20 protein-coding genes are annotated in these 17,589 nt (G+C 69.3%); 9 read left to right on the top strand and 11 right to left on the bottom strand.

From position 1 onward, the window contains the following. Positions 1-8 precede the first annotated feature (8 nt). A complete protein-coding gene (locus BLS74_RS01245) occupies positions 9-1,349 on the top strand; it encodes an MFS transporter (protein ID WP_244503702.1) in 1,341 nt (446 codons plus the stop codon). Next, positions 1,315-2,433: a M14 family metallopeptidase gene (locus BLS74_RS01240; RefSeq protein WP_093102298.1), complete on the top strand. Its 1,119-nt coding sequence runs from the start codon at positions 1,315-1,317 to the stop codon at positions 2,431-2,433. Before BLS74_RS01245 ends, BLS74_RS01240 begins: the two co-directional genes overlap by 35 nt. Here the strand turns inward: BLS74_RS01240 and BLS74_RS01235 are convergent. From BLS74_RS01235 to BLS74_RS01225, 3 genes are all read right to left on the bottom strand, one after another. After that, complete coding sequence (locus tag BLS74_RS01235) at positions 2,430-3,227, bottom strand: enoyl-CoA hydratase/isomerase family protein (RefSeq protein WP_093102296.1); 798 nt, start codon at positions 3,225-3,227, stop codon at positions 2,430-2,432. The genes BLS74_RS01240 and BLS74_RS01235 overlap by 4 nt on opposite strands. Before the next feature lie 15 nt (positions 3,228-3,242). Then, complete coding sequence (locus BLS74_RS01230; RefSeq protein WP_093102295.1) at positions 3,243-3,662, bottom strand: hypothetical protein; 420 nt, start codon at positions 3,660-3,662, stop codon at positions 3,243-3,245. 81 nt (positions 3,663-3,743) lie between these two features. Further along, a complete protein-coding gene (locus BLS74_RS01225) occupies positions 3,744-6,692 on the bottom strand; it encodes an autotransporter outer membrane beta-barrel domain-containing protein (RefSeq protein WP_093102293.1) in 2,949 nt (982 codons plus the stop codon). A 130-nt stretch (positions 6,693-6,822) separates the two neighbouring features. Here BLS74_RS01225 and BLS74_RS01220 point away from each other — a divergent pair, with 130 nt between their 5' ends. After that, entirely contained in the window at positions 6,823-7,044 is a 222-nt protein-coding gene (locus BLS74_RS01220) for a hypothetical protein (protein ID WP_093102292.1), read from the top strand. After that, positions 7,044-8,111 carry a tRNA 2-selenouridine(34) synthase MnmH gene (mnmH, locus tag BLS74_RS01215; RefSeq protein ID WP_093102290.1) on the top strand — a complete coding sequence of 356 codons (1,068 nt, stop codon included), beginning with the start codon at positions 7,044-7,046 and terminating at the stop codon, positions 8,109-8,111. Before BLS74_RS01220 ends, mnmH begins: the two co-directional genes overlap by 1 nt. On the opposite strand, the gene BLS74_RS01210 is transcribed toward mnmH, so the two are convergent. Next, positions 8,098-9,003 carry a DUF808 domain-containing protein gene (locus tag BLS74_RS01210; RefSeq protein WP_093102289.1) on the bottom strand — a complete coding sequence of 302 codons (906 nt, stop codon included), beginning with the start codon at positions 9,001-9,003 and terminating at the stop codon, positions 8,098-8,100. The two genes, mnmH and BLS74_RS01210, sit on opposite strands and share 14 nt — an antisense overlap. Positions 9,004-9,015: 12 nt before the next feature. After that, a complete protein-coding gene (locus tag BLS74_RS01205; RefSeq protein WP_093102287.1) occupies positions 9,016-9,531 on the bottom strand; it encodes a GNAT family N-acetyltransferase in 516 nt (171 codons plus the stop codon). A 94-nt stretch (positions 9,532-9,625) separates the two neighbouring features. On the opposite strand from BLS74_RS01205, the gene BLS74_RS34245 reads away from it, so the two are divergent. From BLS74_RS34245 to BLS74_RS01195, 3 genes are read left to right on the top strand one after another with little or no spacing between them, the layout of a single operon-like run. Further along, the gene (locus tag BLS74_RS34245) at positions 9,626-9,772 is read left to right on the top strand and encodes a hypothetical protein (protein ID WP_170855465.1); all 147 of its coding nucleotides are present in this window, start codon (positions 9,626-9,628) and stop codon (positions 9,770-9,772) included. Further along, positions 9,769-10,029 (top strand): VF530 family protein, encoded by a 261-nt coding sequence (locus tag BLS74_RS01200; protein WP_093102286.1) that lies wholly within the window; start codon positions 9,769-9,771, stop codon positions 10,027-10,029. The genes BLS74_RS34245 and BLS74_RS01200 overlap by 4 nt, the downstream gene beginning before the upstream one ends. Further along, a complete protein-coding gene (locus tag BLS74_RS01195) occupies positions 10,026-10,307 on the top strand; it encodes a 2Fe-2S iron-sulfur cluster-binding protein (protein ID WP_093102284.1) in 282 nt (93 codons plus the stop codon). The genes BLS74_RS01200 and BLS74_RS01195 overlap by 4 nt, the downstream gene beginning before the upstream one ends. Here the strand turns inward: BLS74_RS01195 and BLS74_RS01190 are convergent. Then, a complete protein-coding gene (locus BLS74_RS01190) occupies positions 10,296-11,534 on the bottom strand; it encodes an MFS transporter (RefSeq protein WP_280142595.1) in 1,239 nt (412 codons plus the stop codon). The two genes, BLS74_RS01195 and BLS74_RS01190, sit on opposite strands and share 12 nt — an antisense overlap. Positions 11,535-11,582: 48 nt before the next feature. On the opposite strand from BLS74_RS01190, the gene BLS74_RS01185 reads away from it, so the two are divergent. Next, positions 11,583-12,224: an RluA family pseudouridine synthase gene (locus tag BLS74_RS01185; RefSeq protein WP_093102283.1), complete on the top strand. Its 642-nt coding sequence runs from the start codon at positions 11,583-11,585 to the stop codon at positions 12,222-12,224. A gap of 22 nt (positions 12,225-12,246) precedes the next feature. Here BLS74_RS01185 and BLS74_RS01180 read toward each other — a convergent pair whose 3' ends face one another. The 5 genes from BLS74_RS01180 to egtB all read right to left on the bottom strand — a co-directional run bounded on the left by BLS74_RS01180 (position 12,247) and on the right by egtB (position 16,084). After that, on the bottom strand, positions 12,247-12,684 hold the full coding sequence (locus tag BLS74_RS01180; protein WP_093102281.1) for a universal stress protein: 438 nt from the start codon (positions 12,682-12,684) through the stop codon (positions 12,247-12,249). A gap of 104 nt (positions 12,685-12,788) precedes the next feature. Continuing rightward, positions 12,789-13,532, bottom strand: a complete 744-nt coding sequence (locus BLS74_RS01175) for a 2OG-Fe dioxygenase family protein (RefSeq protein ID WP_093102280.1) — start codon at positions 13,530-13,532, stop codon at positions 12,789-12,791. Continuing rightward, positions 13,529-13,810: a DUF427 domain-containing protein gene (locus tag BLS74_RS01170; protein ID WP_093102278.1), complete on the bottom strand. Its 282-nt coding sequence runs from the start codon at positions 13,808-13,810 to the stop codon at positions 13,529-13,531. Before BLS74_RS01170 ends, BLS74_RS01175 begins: the two co-directional genes overlap by 4 nt. A 37-nt stretch (positions 13,811-13,847) precedes the next feature. Beyond that, positions 13,848-14,834, bottom strand: a complete 987-nt coding sequence (egtD, locus tag BLS74_RS01165; RefSeq protein WP_093102277.1) for an L-histidine N(alpha)-methyltransferase — start codon at positions 14,832-14,834, stop codon at positions 13,848-13,850. Continuing rightward, positions 14,834-16,084: an ergothioneine biosynthesis protein EgtB gene (gene egtB, locus BLS74_RS01160; RefSeq protein ID WP_093102275.1), complete on the bottom strand. Its 1,251-nt coding sequence runs from the start codon at positions 16,082-16,084 to the stop codon at positions 14,834-14,836. The genes egtD and egtB overlap by 1 nt, the downstream gene beginning before the upstream one ends. 137 nt (positions 16,085-16,221) lie before the next feature. Here egtB and BLS74_RS01155 point away from each other — a divergent pair, with 137 nt between their 5' ends. Further along, entirely contained in the window at positions 16,222-17,568 is a 1,347-nt protein-coding gene (locus BLS74_RS01155) for an NAD(P)/FAD-dependent oxidoreductase (RefSeq protein ID WP_093102274.1), read from the top strand. Positions 17,569-17,589: the final 21 nt, after the last annotated feature.

Raw genomic sequence — 17,589 nt, 5'->3', positions numbered from 1 at the left:
GAATTCTCGTGACCTCTCCCATCACGCCGATCAGCCGGCGCAGGACCATCGTCGCCACCACCATCGGCAACGCCCTCGAGTTCTTCGACTTCACCGTCTACGGCTTCCTGGCCCTGGTGATCGGCAAGCTCTTCTTCCCGACCTTCGACAGCTACGGCCAGCTGCTGCTGACGGTGGCGAGCTTCGGCGTCGGCTTCATCATGCGGCCGCTGGGCGGCATCGTGATCGGCGCCTATGCCGATCGCGCCGGGCGCAAGAAGGCGATGACGCTGACCATCTTCCTGATGGCGCTGGGCTGCGCAATGATCGCGGTGGCGCCCACCTATGCGCAGATCGGCGTCGCGGCGCCCGTGCTCATCGTGCTGGCGCGGCTGATCCAGGGCTTCTCGGCCGGCGGCGAGGTGGGCGCGTCCACCACCTTGCTGGTCGAGCACGCCACGCCGGCCAACCGCGGCTACCTGGCGAGCTGGCAGTTCGCGAGCCAGGGCCTGGGCATCTTGCTCGGCGCCGCGGTGGTGGGCGGGCTCTCGTTCGCGCTCGGGCCGCAGGGCATGGAGAGCTGGGGCTGGCGCGTGCCCTTCGTCATCGGCATGCTGATCGCGCCGGTGGGCATGTACATCCGCCGCCATCTCGAGGAATCGCTCGACGTCAAGGCCGAGCCGGCGGCCGGTGCGGCGCCGCGCAGGAGCAGCCTCGCCGAAGTGTGCGGCGAGCACGGGAAGACCGTGCTGTCGGCCATCCTCGCCATCACCGGCGGCACCGCGGCCGCCTATGTCGTGACCTTCTACATGCCCACCTATGCGGTGCGCCAACTGGGCCTGCCGCCGACGGTGGCGCTGTTCGGCGCCGCGCTCACAGGGCTCCTGTCCTTCGGGCTCGCGCCGCTGGTGGGCCTCCTGTCCGATCGCGCCGGCCGCAAGCGACTGATCGTCTGGGGCCGCATCGCGATGATGGTGCTGATCTATCCGGGCTTTCTGTGGCTCAACCTCTCGCCCACGCCGGCCGTGCTGTTCACCGTGGTGGGCTTGCTGAGCATCGCGCTGGTGGTGCAGACCGTGCCCGCCATCACGATGCTGCCCGAGATGTTTCCCAAGCACGTGCGCGCGAGCGGCATGTCGCTGGTCTACAGCGTGGGCGTTTCGATATTCGGCGGCTTCTCGCCCTTCGTCAGCACCTGGCTGGTCAACGCCACCGGCAGCAAGCTGGCGCCGGCCTGGTATCTGCTGGGAATGACGCTGGTGTCGTTCCTCGGCCTGCTCTGGCTCAAGGACTTCACCGGCAAGGACATCGACGACGCCTCGGCCCACCGGCCGGATGCCGAGCCCTCTTCAAGGACTGCCCGTGCATAGCAGCGCTGCCGCTCGATACTTCTCCGGCACCTACGCCGAAGCCCGCCGCAAGTTCCTCGATGCCGCCGCGGCGCGCGGCGCGGCCCTCGAATCCTTCGTGCTCGAAACCCATCGCGGCGCCCTGGGCGAAACGCTGGCGGCCGACACGGCCTACCTCGGCACGCCCGGCGCGGCCAGGCTCTTGATCGTCAGCTCCGGGACACACGGGCCCGAGGGCTTCTGCGGCTCGGGCTGCCAGATCGCGACGCTGCACGACGACGACCTGCTCTCGCGCCTCAAGCAGGCGGGCATCGGCCTGCTGCTGGTGCATGCGGTCAATCCGCACGGCTTCTCGCACCTGCACCGCACCAACGAAGACAACATCGACCTGAACCGCAACCACATCGACTTCGATGCGCCGCTGCCGGTCAATGAAGCTTACGCAGAGGTCGAGCCTTTCGTGCTGCCGGCGACCTGGCCGCCCAGCGCCGACGACGAGGCGGCGATGGCCGCCTACATCGACAAGCACGGCATGCGCGCCTGGCGCGCCGCCGTCACGACCGGCCAGTACGTCGCGCCCGACGGCGTGTTCTATGGCGGCAAGGCGCCGTCATGGAGCAACCGCACCATGCGCGGCATCCTGCGCAAGTTCGGCGCCGCCGCGACGCACATCGGCTGGATCGACATCCACACCGGGCTCGGTCCCTACGGCCACGGCGAGAAGATCTACCCGGGCCGCCCGGACGGCCTCGCCCAGGCGCGCGCCTGGTGGGGCGCCGACGTGTTCGCGCCCTTCGACGGCCAGTCGGCCTCGGCCGACGTGTCGGGGCCGGTGGTTTCGGCCGTCTACGACGAATGCCCGCAGGCCAGCGTGGCGCTGATGGGCCTGGAGTTCGGCACCCTGCCCGACCTCGAAGTGCTGAATCGCCTGCGTGCCGACACCTGGCTGCGCAGTCACGCGCAAGCGCCGGCCGAACAGCAGCGCGCCATTCGCCAGCAGCTGCGCGACGCCTTCTATTGCGACAACGACGAATGGAAGGGCATGGTGCTGGGCCAGGCGCGCACGGCCTTGCTGCAGACCGTGCAGGGGCTCAGGAACGCCTAAGAGAACCTGGGCGCCCTGCGCTCGCGCAGCGAAGCCACGCCCTCGCGCACGTCGGGCCCCGCAAAGCCCATGAACTCGAGCGCCAGCGAGGCGTCGAAGCTCGGGCCGGCCAGGCGCAGCCAGTTGTTGAGCGCGTACTTGGTGAAGCGGATCGCGCTCTGGCTGCCGGCGGCCAGCTTGTCGGCCAGCTCGTAGGCGCGCGGCAGCAGCTCGGCCTCTTCCACCGCGAGCGAGACCAGGCCAATGCGCTCGGCCTCCTCGCCGCTCACGGGTTCGCACAGCAGCAGGTAGTACTTGGCCTTCGCCATGCCGCACAAGAGGGGCCAGACGATCGCCGCATGGTCGCCGGCCGCGACGCCCAGCCGCGTGTGGCCGTCGACGATCTTCGCGCTCTTGCTCGCGATCGAGATGTCGGCCAGCAGGCCCGCCACCAGGCCGGCGCCCACGGCCGGCCCGTGCATCGCGCTGACGATCGGCTTGTCGCAGTTGACGAGGTTGTAGACCAGGTCGCGCGCTTCCTTCCAGACGCGCACGCGCGTGGCGTCGTCGGTGCTCATCTGCTCGACCATCGCCAGGTCGCCGCCGCCCGAGAAGCCCATGCCCTCGCCGCGCAGCACGGCGCAGCGCACCGTGTCGTCGGCCGACACGTCGCGCCAGATCTCGGCCAGCTCGCGGTGGCCGTCATGGCCCGCAGTGGGCAGCTTGCCGTTCTGCGCGCGCATCTGGATGTCGAGCACCGCGCCACCTTCGCCGCGGCGCGTGATCGCGAGGGTCTGGTAGCGGGCGTAGTCCATAGCGCAGCCTTTTCTTCAGTTGCGCGCGGCCAGCTCGCGGCAGCGCTGCAGGTTGGTGTTGAAGTTCGTGGTGAGCGTCGGCTGGCAGGTGTCGGCCGAGAGCTTGAAGCGGCACAGGCCCACGACGAGGAAATCGGTCACCGCCTCGGTGCACATCGGATAGCGCGCCAGCGCCGGATTGGCGCGCGTCTTGAAGCCCCAGCTGTCGGAGAAGTCGAGCATGCGGCCCATCGCATCCTCGAAGTAGTCGCGGTCCTTGTTGGCGATGGCCGCATCCATCGCGGGAAGCTCGGTGCCGAGGAAGCCCATGGCGGCCGCGGGGAAGCGGTCCGCATCCTGCTGCTGAGCGGCTGCGCCCGTCGCGGCGACGGTCAGCAGAAAAGGGGCGATGGTTCGTGCGGAAGCGGCGAGGAGGCGATGGCGGATGGATCCCATGGTCGGCGGTATGGCGAGTGGTCGCGGAAGCGATATTTGAACCCAAACACCGCCACGCGCCGCCGGCGCGCGAAAACCCGCCTACCAGCGCAGCTTGACGCCCACCGAACCCTGCACCGAGGACTTCACCCGTGCCTCGCCGCCGAGGGCGAAGACGCGCCCCACTTCGCCGTAGACGCTGGTGGCCGGCGTCACGGCCAGCGCGAAGCCACCGGCCACTTCGCCCGAGCTGTAGCCGGCGGCACTCGCGATGCGCGTGGTGGCCGCCGGGCCGATGAACTCGGCGACATCCGTGCCGCCGCTCGCGCGGTACAGGTTCGCGCGCGCATAGGGCTGCAGCCGCCCGACGCCGGTGGCGAGTTCGCCCTTGATGCGCACGCCCAGGCGGCCGATCCAGCCGCCGTCGGCGTGCTGCCGCACAGTCGCGCCGCCGATCAGCACATCGTCGAAGTGGGCGCGCTGATAGATCAGCTGCGCCTGCGGCTCGATGCGCCAGCTTTCGGAAAGGGCGAAGGACTGGCCGGCTTCGATCGAGGCCGTCAGGCTCTCGGCCCTGCCCGATGCGTTCGGGTTGCCGTCGGGGCGCACGGTGGTGCGATGGCGGCCGGCCTGCAGCACGGCGTCGGCATAGAGGCCGCTTGCGTCCATCCAGGTGGCGTAGCCGCCCAGGTAGCGCGATTGCAAGTCGGTGCTGCCGACGCGCCCGAGGGTGCCCCGCGCATTGCCGCTCACATCGGCGCCGCCGTCCAGGAAGCCGACGTAGAGGCCGGCGCGCCAGTTGCCGGCGGCGAGCAGATCGGTGCCGGCCTGCAGGCCGCTCACGTGGCCGCGGCTGTGCGCGCGAGCGACGCTGTCCTGGCCGATATCGAGGTCGCCGTAGACGGCACGGGCCCAGGCGCGGCGCGGCGCGTCGCCGGCCGCCGGGGCCGCCTCGTCGCCGATGCGGCGGTGCAGGTTGCCCAGCATGCCGAGGTCGGCCTGGCGCAGTTGCGCCGGCAGTGCCGCGAAGAGCGGGACTTCGGCGCGGTAGGTCGGCACGGTCACCAGCGGCAGGGCCAGTTTGACGGTCGTGTCCGCGGTCGTGCTGGTGGGCGCGTCCGGATTGACAGGCGCCACCGGGGACGCAAGGGTCGTCTCGGAACGCAGGTACCAGTTCTCGCCTGCGCCCTGGACATCGGCCGCGTACAGGCGGTACTCGAAGGCGCCGGCATCGACGTGGCCATTGGCCAGCGCGAAGGCGTCGCGCGTGCGCTGAGCGGTGGTGGTGGCGCCGTTGCGCGCGCTCACCACCTCGATGCCGTTGCCGGTGGTCTGCGCGCCGAGACCGCCGAGGTTGGTGATGCGAACCGTGGTCTTGCCGCTCGCACTGGCGCCCGGGCCGCTCAGCACCAGGCGATCGCTCAGGCTGTTGCTGCCGCCGAGCACCGTGCCGAGCTTCAGCACGCCGCCGTTGCCGATGTAGGCGCCGGTCACGGTGAGCGTGCTGCCGGCGGCGGCGCTCAGCAGGTTGACGGTGCCCGAATTGCTCAGCGAGGCGATGCGCTGGTTGAAGCCTGCGGTATCGAGCGTCGCGCCGGAGGCCACGGTGTGCGCGGAAGCAGCGCTGAAGGTGTTGGCCGCGGCCGCCTTCAAGGTGCCCGCCGCGACCGTGGTCGCGCCGCTGTAGCTGCTGGCGCCCGAGAGCACCGTGGTGCCGCTGCCCACTTGGCGCAGCGCGCCGCTGCCGCTGATGGCGCCGGCGAGGTTCAGCGTGTTCGAGCGGTTCGCAATCAGCGTCGCGTTGTTGACGATGTCGCCCACCACGCTGCCGCTCGTGCCGCCGTTGCCCAATTCCAGCGTGCCGGCGCTGACGGTGGTGGTGCCCGTGATCGCCTGGTCGAGTGTGAGCGTGAGCCTGCCGGCACCGGTCTTCTCGATGCCGCCCGTGCCGGACAGCAGCCCGGTGTAGCTCGCATCATCGGGCTGCGCGAAGCGCACCAGGCCGTTGTCGGTGATGGCCAGCGGCGCGAACTGCGCGCTGGTCTGCAGGATCCCGGCCGCATCCACCGTCATGCTGCCGGTGTAGCTGCTGGCGTTGGCGCCGAGGATCAGCGTGCCGCCGGCGACCCGCGTGCTGGTGATGCCCGAACCGGGCAGCGCGTTGGTGAAGGTCCAGGTACCGCTGTCGTTCTTCACCAGCGTCTGGAAGTTCGACAGCGTCTGGGCGAAGGTGTCGGTGCCGCTGCCGTTCAGGGTCAGCAGGTTGCTGCCGCCGCCGCCGTTGATGCTGCCGGTGATCGACGAGCCGGTGTAGACGTTCAACGTGTCGTTCGCATTGGCGAAGTTCAGCGATCCGACGAGCCGCCCCTGATTGGTGAAAGCGATCGCCATCGTGCCGGCGACGCCCATGATGTTGCCCGCGCCGCCCTGGTATTCGATGACGCCGGTTTCGCCATTGATCACCGTGTTCGCGCCGGTCGACGATTCGAACCAGATGGCGGCGCCGCCGGCCTGCGAACGGATTTCGCCGTGGTTGACGATCAGGTTGCCGCTGCCGTGCGCGTTGACGGCTTCCGCGTTGTAGGCGGTGCCGTTGGACAGCAGCTTGGCGCCCTGCTCGATCGTGAGCGTGTTGCCCGAACGGAACTCGATGGTGTTGGCGCCGGTGCCGTAGTGGCCGTTGGCGCTGCCCGCCGCGTGGTTCTGCACCGTGGCATTGCGCTGGATCAGGATCGTGCCGTTGTCGCCCATGCTGATGGCGGGCAGGTCGACGGTGCTGATCACCGCGTTCTGCTGCACGTCCACCGAGCCGCCGGGCGTGGCGTCGTAGCCGCCGATGACGACGAAGGTCTGCGGGGTGCCGGCGGTGCAGGTGATGGTGTTGCTGCCGCCGCTGGCGCAATCGGCGGCGGCAGTGCCGACCAGGCCCAACAGAACCATGGCCAAGGCGGGCGCCTTCGTGCTCGACTTGCCAACGCCGCGCGCCAGTTCGGAGGCCACGGCCCAGATCCCTTGCGAGGGGCTCCAGACCACCCGGAAAACGCGGTTCATGCGCTTCTTTCTTATGAAAATGAATACTTAAGAATGTAGTTCTTAGGTTTACATGTCCTAAGGAAATAATTCACGGAATCGGCGTGGATCGCCCGAAGTTGGTGCGCAGTGCCGCCCCGTAAACTCGGGCATGGCTTCCAGATCCCCCAGAGCGCCGCGCATGCTCGAGCGCGGCCTCATGTGCATCCTCATCGGCGCGGCGGTGCTGCTCGCGCCGCACTTCCTGCAGTCGCCCGCCTGGCGCGAGACGATAGGCGGGGCTTACGTGGTCGGCTGGTTCGCGCTGGTGCTCGGCGTGGCGCTGGTCGCGGTCGACCTGTTCCAGCGCGCGAAAAAGTCCGGAGGCCGCTGATGCGCGACCCGGTGCGCGTGGGCGACCGCCAACGCTTCGACACGCTCATCGATGCGCGCTCGCCGGCCGAGTTCGCGATCGACCACATCCCCGGCGCGATCAACTGCCCGGTGCTGGACGACGAAGAGCGCCGCATTGTCGGCACGCTCTACAAGCAACAGGGCGCCTTCGAAGCGCGCCGGGTCGGCGGCGCCATGGTGGCCGCGAACATCGCCCGGCACCTGAAGGCGCAGTTCGCCGACCGGCCAGCCGACTGGAAGCCGCTCATCTATTGCTGGCGCGGCGGCCTGCGCAGCGGCTCGATGACGACCTGGCTGCGCCTCGTCGGCTGGGACGCGCAGCAGCTCGCCGGCGGCTACAAGAGCTGGCGCCGCCACGTGATCACGCGGATCGAAACGCTGTGCCCGCGGCTCGAGCTGCGCGTGCTGTGCGGCGCCACCGGCAGCGCCAAGACGCGTGTGCTGCAGGCCATGGCGGCACAGGGCGAGCAGGTGCTCGACCTCGAAGGCTTCGCCGCCCACAAGGGCTCGCTGCTCGGCGCCCTGCCCGGCGTGCCGCAACCTTCGCAGACCGCCTTCGAGACGCGCATCGCCGAGCTGCTGGACCGCATCGATCCGCAAAAGCCGCTCTACGTCGAGGGCGAGAGCCGCCGCATCGGCCGCCTCAACGTACCCACGGCGCTGATGGAGCGCATGCGCGCGAGCCGCGTGATCGAGATCGACGCCACGCCCGAAGCGCGCCTGGCCTACCTGCTGCGCGACTACGCCTACCTCGGCGACGACCCGGAGGCGCTTTCGCGCCAGCTCGCCATGCTGAAGGAATTGCACGGCAAGGTCGTGATCGCGCGCTGGCAGCAATGGGCCGCCGAGCGCAACCTGCCCTCGCTGTTCGCGGAGCTGACCGCGTTGCATTACGACCCGGCCTACAAGCGGTCGCAGGCCAGCCATTTCGCGCGCTGGGACGAACGGCAGGTCTTGCGCGTCGACGACCTTTCGGACGAAGGCGTCGAGGCGATCGCGCGCCGCGTGGCCGGGGCCGGGGCCGGCCAGGAACTCAGCGCTTCTTGAGCGCTTTTTTCACGAGCTCGACCACGCCCAGCACGATCGCGCCGGCCACGATGCCGACGCCCGCATTGGCGCCCATCGAACCGAGGCCGCCGACCAGGCTGGCTGCGTTCAGCGCCCAGGCCTCGACCGCATGGCCCAGGGCCGGCACGCCGTGCACCAGGATGCCGCCGCCGACCAGGAACATGGCGGCGGTGCCGGCGATGGAGAGCGCCTTCATGAGCCAGGGCGCCGCCGCGAGGATGCCGCGGCCGAGCGCTCGCGAGCCCGCGCCTTCGCGCTGGCTCAGATAGAGCCCGGCGTCGTCGAGCTTCACGATGCCCGCCACCAGGCCGTAGACACCGACGGTCATGACCAGCGCGATGCCGACCAGCACGCTCAACTGCGTCACGAAGGGCTGGCCCTGTACCGTCCCCAGCGTGATCGCGATGATCTCCGCCGACAGGATGAAGTCGGTGCGCACCGCGCCCTTGATCTTGTCCTTCTCGGCCGCGACCACGTCAACGCCGGGGTCGGAAACCGCATGCTCGTGGCGCGCCGTGTCGGCCGCGTGTTCGTCCTTGTGCAGGAACTTGTGCGCGAGCTTTTCGCAGCCCTCGAAACACAGGAAGGCGCCGCCGATCATCAGGAGCGGCGTCACCAGCCAGGGCAGCCAGGTGCCGATGGCCAGCGCCGCCGGCACCAGGATCGCCTTGTTGATGAAGGAGCCCTTGCACACCGCCCACACCACCGGCAGCTCGCGCTCGGCCTTGACGCCCGAGACCTGCTGCGCGTTGAGCGCCAGGTCGTCGCCCAGCACGCCGGCGGTCTTCTTGGCGGCAAGCTTGGTGAGGATGGAAACGTCGTCGAGAACGGTCGCAATGTCGTCGAGCAGAAGCAGCAGACTGGTCGCCATCGTGATTTATTTTTAGACGTTGCGTTTGAGGCGGATCTCTTCGATCTTGATACCACCGATCGAGGTCGTCTTGGCGGTCTTCATCTCGCGCTTGAAGCCGGCCAGTTCATGGAAGCGCATCGCGCGGTCGTTGCGCAGCGGCACCCAGATGGTGACCAGCGTGCAGCCCTCTTCCTCGAGGCCGTCGCGCGCGGCATCCCACAGCGCGACGCCGACGCCCTTGCCCCAGTGTTCCGGCTTGACGTAGATGGCCCAGATTTCGCCGGTGGTCGAAGGTGTCTTGGCATCGCGCGAACGGTCGAAGCCGACGAAGCCGACCACCTCCTCGCCCAGCACCGCCACATGCACCTGCGGCTCGCTGAACTCGATCGCCTCGCGCCATTTCGCTTCGCGCGTGGACGGCGCCAGCGCGCGCAGCTGGTCTTCGGGCAGGATGCCCGTGTAGGCGGCCCGGGCGGCGGCGGCGTGAACTTCGGCGATGGCTTTGGCATCGCGCATGGTGGCGGGGCGAACTTCGTAGTCGGACATGGATGCGGCGGAACGAACGGTAAAGGGCCGTATTGTCGCCGCGCCGGCAGGCCCTAAACTTCCTGCTGCATTCGCATCTATCCGGAGAATCACCATGGCCAAGAGTCAACAGCGCAGCAACAAGGAAGCCAAGAAACCCAAGAAGGACAGCTCCCCGCCGAAACCGCCAGGCGCAGGCATCGAACCGGTGCGCACCATCACCACCGCGGTCATCCCGCGCGGCAAGCTCAAGAACAAGTGACGACGGCGCCGCAGCAGCCCCGCAACCCCTTGCACGGGCTCACGCTCGAGGCCATCGTGACGGCGCTGGCGGCGCACTATGGCTGGCAGGGCCTGGGCGAGCGCATCCCGCTGCGCTGCTTCACCAGCGACCCGAGCGTGGCCTCCAGCCTCAAGTTCCTGCGCAAGACGCCGTGGGCGCGCGAGAAGGTCGAAAGCCTCTACCTCTTCATGCTGCGCGAAGAGCGGCGACAGGCCTCGCGCGGCACGCCGCCATGAAGGCGCGCATCGAGCCCGGCGGGTTCGACTTCGACACCGAGCCCGGGCTCACGCTGCTGCAGTCCGCCGCTGCGGCCGGCATCGAGCTGCCGAGTTCCTGCCGCAACGGCACCTGCCGGACCTGCATCAGCAAGCTGAGGGCCGGCGAGGTGCGCTACCGCATCGAGTGGCCGGGCGTGAGCGCCGACGAGAAGGCCGAGGGCTGGATCCTGCCCTGCGTGGCCGAGCCGCTGGGCGATGTCACGCTCGACGTGCCGCACGCGTTTTCACACTTCTGACCGAACGATCCGGTCGCGCTGCGCGAGCGAGGGAAAGAGCCGGAACCAGGCGAGCGCCACCAGCACCGTGCCGACGCCGCCCGTCACCACGGAGCCCACCGGCCCCAGCAGTGCCGCGGTGGCGCCCGACTCGAACTCGCCGAGCTGGTTGCTGGCGCCGATGAAGATCGAGTTGACGGCGCTCACGCGGCCGCGCATCGCGTCCGGCGTTTCGAGCTGCACCAGCGTCTGCCGGATCACGACGTTGACCATGTCGGCGCCGCCCGAGACCGCAAGCGCGATCAGCGAGACGAGGAAGCTGCGCGAGAGGCCGAACATCACCATGCAGACGCCGAAGGCACCCACCGCCATCAGCAGCGTGCGCCCCACGTGCCGCTCGATGGGCCGGCGCGTCAGCATGATCGACATCGCCAGCGCACCGACCGCCGGCGCGCTGCGCAACAGGCCCAGGCCCCAGGGCCCCGTGTGCAGGATGTCCTTGGCGAAGATCGGCAGCAGCGCGACCGCGCCGCCGAGCAGCACCGCGAACAGGTCGAGCGAGACGGCGCCGAGCACGGGCTTGCGCTTCCAGATGAAATCCACGCCTGCCAGTACCGTCGCCAGCGTGACCGGCTCGCGCGGCGCCGGCATGTGGTCGTAGCGCAGCTGCATCAGCAGCAGGCTGCCGACGGCGAAGAACAGCAGGCTCGCGCCGTACACCACGCCCGTGCCCGCCGCGAACAGCAGACCGCCCAGCGCCGGCCCGCCGATGATCGCGCCCTGCATGCCGGCCGAGCTGAAGGCCATCGCGCGCGGCAGCATCAGCGGTGGCACGAGCAGCGGCGTCAGCGCCTGCTGCGCCGGCATCTGGAAGGCGCGCACCGCGCCCAGCACCAGCGACAGGCCGAGCAGCAATCCGCGCGAGTCCTGATGCGTGTAGACGGCGCCGAGGAGCAGCAGCGCGACCGCGCCTTGCACCGCGAGGCAGGCGGCGACGATGCGGCCGCGATGGTGGCGGTCGACGATGTGGCCCGCCAGCAACGCCAGCAGCAGCGCCGGCACGAACTGGTAGAGCCCGACCAGGCCGAGATCCCAGGCGCTGCCGGTGAGCTCGTACATGTGCCAACCGATCGCGACCAGCAGCATCTGGGCGGCGGCCGAGCCGAAGAGCCGCGCGGTCCACAGCCGCATGAAGGGCCGCTCGCGCGTGAGATCGGAAAAATTCGGCGAGGCGGCGCGGGCGGACATTGCATCGAGGATAGCTGAGCATCAAAGGCTTCTAGACTTGCTAGGCCAATGACTTCGCTGCGCGTGATCCACGAAGACCCCCAGCTGCTGGTGCTCGACAAGCCCGCCGGCCTGCTGTGCGTGCCCGGGCGCGGCGAGGACAAGCAGGACTGCCTCAGTGCGCGGGCGCTGCAGCGCTGGCCCGATGCGCTGGTGGTGCACCGGCTCGACATGGCCACCAGCGGCCTGGTGCTGATGGCACGCAGCCCCGCGATGCAGCGCGCGCTCGGCGATGCCTTCGCGCAGCGGCGAATGCGCAAGCGCTATGAAGCGATCGTCGACGGGCTGCTGCCGCTCACCGACGAATGGGCGCTGATCGATGCGCCGCTGGCAGCCGATTGGCCGCGAAGGCCGCTGCAGAAGATCGATCCCGAATCAGGCAAGCCGAGCCAGACGCGATGGCGCGTGAAGCGCCAGCTGCCCGAGCGCCATGCGAGCCACCTGTGGCTGGAGCCGCTGACCGGCCGCAGCCATCAGTTGCGGGTTCATCTGCTGTCGATCGGCCACCCGATCCTCGGCGATGCGCTCTATGGCAGCGAGGAAGTGCGGCAACGCGCGCCGAGGCTGCTGTTGCACGCGAGCGCGCTCGAGTTCATGCACCCTGCCGACGGGCGAGTACGGCGTTTCGAGAGTCCGCCGCCGTTTGCCTGAAAAAAGCCTTTGCCTCCGGCCCTCAGCCCTTGACCACCAGCACGGGGACTTTCGAATCCTGCAGCACCCGCTGCGTCACGCTGCCGAGCAGCAGTTTCTCGATGCCGGAGCGCCCGTGCGAGCCCATCACGATCAGGTCGGCCGCGATCGCCTCGGCGGTATCGACGATGCCTTCGTGCACCACGTGGCCGTCGATCACGCGCTGGTCGCTGTGCAGCCCTTCCGCCGCCAGCGCCGCGACACCGCGCGCCAGCGCCGCGTTGGCGCTGCTGGTGGCGGCTGCGAGGTATTCGTTCTGGCCGAGCGCATAGTCGGCGCCCACGCCGATGAAAGGATAGTTGTCCACCACGTGGATCAGGGTGATGCGGCTGCCGAATGCCAGCGCCAGTCCGCTGGCCTTGCTGACCGCAAGCATCGACGTTTCGGATCCATCGATCGGGACCAGGATGTGATTGAACATGGCAGACCTCTTTCGTTCGCAGGGCTCGCAGGGCGAGCCGGACCCCGAATTTACATCCAGGGAGAGGGCCGGACTGTAGGACGGCTACGGTCCGGCAAGTGGCGTCAATCGCCTTGAAATGCGTCGGCGCGGCAGGTCACGACCAGCGTGTCGCGCCAGCCCGGCTGGCCTTCGACCAGCGGCTGGATCGGCGTCGACTCGTGGATCATGCGCGCGTCGTCGAGCAGGAGCAGCGTCCAGGGCTCGGTCATCGTGAAGCGTTCGCCGCGACGGCCCGCGGCCTCGAACACGCGCGTTTCGCCGCCCTTGATGTTATGGCGCCCGATCAGCGCGACCGCCACCAGGTCGACGCCGTCGCGGTGCGCGCCCTCCGGCGTCGGCCGGCCGATGCCATCGGCGGTGTCGATGCGGAACTGGTGCGCCTCCACGTACCAGCGCTGCGTGCCGCGCAGGCCGCTCGCCACGCCGCCCAGGCCGCGCAGCAGCCGCTGCCATGCAGGCTGCGCCAACGTTCCCGCTTCCATCGGCGCGAACCAGCGCTGCATGCCGCCATGCAGCGCGTTGTATTCCACCGGCTGCCAGTGTGCGCGGTGCGGCACCTGTTCGAGCGCCGCATCCTCGACCGTGAAGCAGGCATGGCGCCGCGTGCGATAGCGGCCGCCGTCCTTCAGGTATTCGTCGGGCGGCAGTTGGTCCCAGTCGCCGTGCAGCGCGTCGAATTCGGTCAGCGAGGTACCCAGCCACTCGGCCACGCCTTGCGGACTCAGGACGACGTAGCCGTCCTGGCGCAATGCGGCGACGAGTCGATCGGGCGGCGTGAACGGCGGATTGAAGAGGCCGCCGCTCACTCCGTCACCTTCACGTCCTTCCAGAAGGCGACGCGGTCCCGGACCATCTCCGCTTCGGGCTTGGGGTCGGCGTAATACCAGGCGGCATCGGTGTGGAGCTCGCCGTTGACCAGCAGCGAGTAGTAGCTTGCGCTGCCCTTCCAGGGGCAGGTGGTCTTGTGGTTGCTGAAGGTCACGTGCTCGCGCTTGAGCGAGCTCATGGGGAAGTAGTGGTTGCCTTCGACGAGCACGGTGTCGTCGCTCTCGGCGATGGTGACGCCGTTCCAGGTTGCTTTCATGACAAGGTCTCCATGCCCGCAGAACGCGGGCAGCACCTTATTGTGCCGCGGGCGATTGCAGCCAGTGGACGCTGAACAGGCGCTCGGGATCGGTCCACACCGCGGCCGGCCTGAAGCCCGCCTTCACCGCGAGCGCACGCAGGCCTTCGGCGGTGAACTTGTGCGAGTTTTCGGTGTGGATGGTTTCGCCCTCGTCGAAGGCGAAACGCTGGCCGTCGAGCGTGACGGTCTGCGCGCGGCGGCTCACCAGGTGCATCTCGATGCGCCGCAGCGGCGCGTTGTAGAAGGCCGCATGCGTGAAGCCGTCGAGGTCGAAATCGGTGTCGAGCTCGGCGTTGGCGCGGCGCAGCAGGTTGAGGTTGAAGGCCGCGGTCACGCCCTGCGCATCGTTGTAGGCCGCATGCAGCAGCGCCGGGTCCTTGACCAGGTCGACGCCGAGCAGCAGGCCGCCGCCGCGCAGCAGGCGCTGGGCCAGTTGCAGGAAGGCGAGCGCTTCATCGGGACTGAAGTTGCCCAGGGTCGAGCCGGGAAAGAAGCCAACGCGCTGGCCCATGCCCTCGCCGCGCGCGGGCAGCACCAGCGGCATGGTGTAGTCGGCCACCAGGGGCTGCACCGCCAGCCGCGGATAGTCGTCGCGCAGGCGTTGTGCCGCCGCTTCGAGGTGCTCGCCGGAAATATCGATCGGCACATAGCGCTTCGGCGCATCGAGTGCGTCGAGCAAGAGCCGCACCTTGGTGAGCGAACCGGCGCCGAATTCGATGATCTCGGCCTTCGGGCCGATCTGGGCCGCGATCTCGGAGGCGCACTCGGTGAGGATGCGCAGCTCGGTGCGCGTCGGGTAGTACTCGGGCAGCTCGCAGATGCGGTCGAACAGCGCCGATCCCGCGACGTCGTAGAAGAACTTCGGCGGGATGCTGCGCGCGCCGCGGCTCAGGCCCGCGAACAGCTCGCGGCCGAAATTGGAAAGCGGCGCGGCCCGCTGCGCGGTGCGAAACGCGTGGAGGTTGAATGCAGGATTGCCCATCAGAGCTCCTTCGCGAGCCGCAGCCCCGAGAACTGCCAGCGCGCGGCCGGCGGGAAGAAGTTGCGGTAGCTGGGGCGCGTGTGCCCTTCGGGCGTGGCGACGCTGCCGCCGCGCAGCACCAGCTGGCCGACCATGAACTTGCCGTTGTATTCCGCCGCGATGCCCGCGAGCGGGCGAAAGCCCGGGTATGGGTCGTAGGAAGAACGCGTCCACTGCCACACCTGGCCGCTCATCTGCATGATGCCGGGCGCGTCGTGTGCGGCCTCCCATTCGAACTCGGTCGGCAGCCGCGCGCCGGCCCATTCGGCGAACGCGGCCGCTTCGTAGAAGCTCAGCTGGGCCACTGGCGCCTCGGGCTCCAGCGGCCGCACGCCGTGCAGGCCGAAGACATGCCAGCCCGCCGTCGCACCTTGGTGGGCAAGCCGCGGATCGTCGGGCGCGAGCCAGTAGGCCGGGCAGCGCCAGCCCTGGGCCTGTACCGCGGCCCAGCCGTCGGACAGCCAGAGTTCGGGCCGCTGGTAGGCGCCATCGGCAATGAACTGCGCATAGTCGCCGCAGTTCACGAGCCGATCGGCGATGGCATAGGGCCGCAGCAGCGCCGCGTGGCGCGGTGTCTCGTTGTCGAAGGCGAAGCCTGCGCCGCCATGGCCGACCTCGACCAGGCCGCCGGACTGCGGCAGCCATTGCATCGGCGGCGGTACCGAGGCCAGCCGAAGCGCCGGCCCCGCCGCGGCCCGGTACGCGGGCAGCAGCGGGTTGCAGGACAGGGCATGCAGGATGTCGGTGACGATGAGCTCCTGGTGCTGCTGTTCGTGATGCAGCCCGAGCGTGACGAACGCCGCGATCGCATCCCAGTCCCGGCCCTCGCCCGCCGTCTCGAGCAGCGCCTCCACCGCTTCGTCGACGTGGCGGCGGTAGGCATGCACCTCATCGAGCGAAGGCCGCGTCAGAAGCCCGCGCTGCGGCCGCGGATGGCGCGGGCCCAGCGCCTCGTAGTAGGAGTTGAAGAGATAGTGAAAACGCGGATCGAAGACGCGGTAGCCCGTGGCATGCGGCTGCAGCAGCACGGTCTCGAAGAACCAGGTGGTATGGGCCAGGTGCCATTTGGTCGGGCTGGCATCGGGCATCGACTGGATGCACTGGTCTTCGGCCGAGAGGGGCGCCGCGAGCGCGAGGCTTTGCGCACGCACCGCCTGGAAACGATCGCGCAGCTCGTCTGCAGCAGGCGCGGCCGGCCGGATGAGATTCATGGGGTCTCCAATTTTTGGATCGAAAGGTTTTAGCCCATGGAGACAGGCGGGTGCCGTAGGACAAGCCCGCGCAGTCGAACGCGACACTTTGGCACAAGACGCTGGTGCGTGCCAGAGCCCTGCGTATCATCCGGCGGATGAGTACGACTACCCCCTCCCAGCGCCCCCGTATCGTCATCGTCGGCTGCGGATTCGGGGGCCTGGAGGCGGCGCGAAAGCTGCAAGGCGCCGATGTGGACGTCACCGTCGTCGACAAGACCAACCACCACCTGTTCCAGCCGCTGCTCTACCAGGTGGCGACTGCCGGGCTGGCGGCGCCCTCGATCGCAGCGCCGGTGCGCCTCCTGTTCCGCCGCCAGCCCAACATCACCACCCTGCTCGGCGAAGTCACGCAGATCGATCCGGTTGCGCACGAGGTGCAGCTGGCCAGCGGCACCCGCCTCGGCTGGGATCACCTGATCGTGGCCGCCGGCGCCACCCACAGCTATTTCGGCAACGACGGCTGGGCGCGAATGGCACCGGGCCTGAAGACACTGGCCGATGCCTTCGAGATCCGCCGCCGCGTGCTGATGAGCTTCGAGGCCGCCGAGATCGAGCCCGACCCGGCGCGGCGCCGCGCGTTGCTGACCTTCGCGGTGATCGGCGCCGGCCCCACCGGCGTCGAGATGGCCGGCACGCTGGCCGAGATCGCGCGCCATACGCTGGAAGGCGAGTTCCGCCGCATCGACCCGGGCAGCGCCGAGGTGCTGCTGATCGAGGGCGGCCCGCGCGTGTTGCAGGCCATGCCCGAAAGCCTGAGCCAGCGCGCGCTGGAGCAATTGCAGAAACTCGGCGTGCAGGTGCGCCTCAACGCCAAGGTCACGATCATCGACGAGACCGGGCTCACGGTCGAATCGCCCTTCAGCGACGGCGGCGCCGGCACCGGCAGCCACCGCATCGACTGCCACTGCGTGATCTGGGCTGCCGGCGTGGCCGCCTCGCCGCTGGGCCGCCTGCTGGCCGCCGCGACCGGGGCCGAGACCGACCGCGCCGGCCGCGTCAAGGTGCTGCCCGACCTCAACGTGCCGGGCCATCCGGACATCAGCGTGGTCGGCGACCTCGCGGCCGCCATGAGCCACCGGCCGGGCAAGGAGCCGAAGCCGGTGCCCGGCGTCTCGCCCGGCGCCAAGCAGATGGGCCGCGCCGCGGCGGTGAACATCCTGCGCCGCATCGCGGGCAAGGAAACGGTGCCCTTCCGCTACCGCGACTACGGCAACCTCGCGACCATCGGCCGCAACTCGGCCGTGGTCGACCTCGGCACGCCCTTCGGGCCGCTGCGCTTCTCGGGCCGGCTGGCCTGGCTGTTCTGGCTGTTCGCCCACGCTTATTTCCTGATCGGCTTCCGCAATCGCATCGTGGTGCTGATGGACTGGGCCAGCGCGTACTGGAGCTTCCAGCGGCATGCGCGGGTGGTGGCGGAGGTCAGGGGCAGGGGAGAGTCCTGAGCGGACGGTTCCGCCGGCGGC

It is taken from the genome of Variovorax sp. CF079, from assembly GCF_900101545.1.
Taxonomy (GTDB): domain Bacteria; phylum Pseudomonadota; class Gammaproteobacteria; order Burkholderiales; family Burkholderiaceae_C; genus Variovorax.
This window is presented reverse-complemented; position numbering and strand designations above follow the sequence as displayed.

Bases quoted from the DNA above. Each gene is read 5' to 3' on its own strand.
- BLS74_RS01195 (WP_093102284.1), top strand. From the start codon at position 10,026: ATGAAGGCGCGCATCGAGCCCGGCGGGTTCGACTTCGACACCGAGCCC.
- BLS74_RS01240 (WP_093102298.1), top strand. From the start codon at position 1,315: ATGCCGAGCCCTCTTCAAGGACTGCCCGTGCATAGCAGCGCTGCCGCT.
- BLS74_RS01225 (WP_093102293.1), bottom strand. From the start codon at position 6,692: ATGAACCGCGTTTTCCGGGTGGTCTGGAGCCCCTCGCAAGGGATCTGG.
- egtD (WP_093102277.1), bottom strand. From the start codon at position 14,834: ATGGGCAATCCTGCATTCAACCTCCACGCGTTTCGCACCGCGCAGCGG.
- BLS74_RS01185 (WP_093102283.1), top strand. From the start codon at position 11,583: ATGACTTCGCTGCGCGTGATCCACGAAGACCCCCAGCTGCTGGTGCTC.
- BLS74_RS01230 (WP_093102295.1), bottom strand. From the start codon at position 3,662: ATGGGATCCATCCGCCATCGCCTCCTCGCCGCTTCCGCACGAACCATC.
- BLS74_RS01235 (WP_093102296.1), bottom strand. From the start codon at position 3,227: ATGGACTACGCCCGCTACCAGACCCTCGCGATCACGCGCCGCGGCGAA.
- mnmH (WP_093102290.1), top strand. From the start codon at position 7,044: ATGCGCGACCCGGTGCGCGTGGGCGACCGCCAACGCTTCGACACGCTC.
- BLS74_RS01210 (WP_093102289.1), bottom strand. From the start codon at position 9,003: ATGGCGACCAGTCTGCTGCTTCTGCTCGACGACATTGCGACCGTTCTC.
- BLS74_RS01205 (WP_093102287.1), bottom strand. From the start codon at position 9,531: ATGTCCGACTACGAAGTTCGCCCCGCCACCATGCGCGATGCCAAAGCC.
- BLS74_RS01180 (WP_093102281.1), bottom strand. From the start codon at position 12,684: ATGTTCAATCACATCCTGGTCCCGATCGATGGATCCGAAACGTCGATG.
- BLS74_RS34245 (WP_170855465.1), top strand. From the start codon at position 9,626: ATGGCCAAGAGTCAACAGCGCAGCAACAAGGAAGCCAAGAAACCCAAG.
- BLS74_RS01220 (WP_093102292.1), top strand. From the start codon at position 6,823: ATGGCTTCCAGATCCCCCAGAGCGCCGCGCATGCTCGAGCGCGGCCTC.
- BLS74_RS01170 (WP_093102278.1), bottom strand. From the start codon at position 13,810: ATGAAAGCAACCTGGAACGGCGTCACCATCGCCGAGAGCGACGACACC.
- BLS74_RS01190 (WP_280142595.1), bottom strand. From the start codon at position 11,534: ATGTCCGCCCGCGCCGCCTCGCCGAATTTTTCCGATCTCACGCGCGAG.
- BLS74_RS01155 (WP_093102274.1), top strand. From the start codon at position 16,222: ATGAGTACGACTACCCCCTCCCAGCGCCCCCGTATCGTCATCGTCGGC.
- egtB (WP_093102275.1), bottom strand. From the start codon at position 16,084: ATGAATCTCATCCGGCCGGCCGCGCCTGCTGCAGACGAGCTGCGCGAT.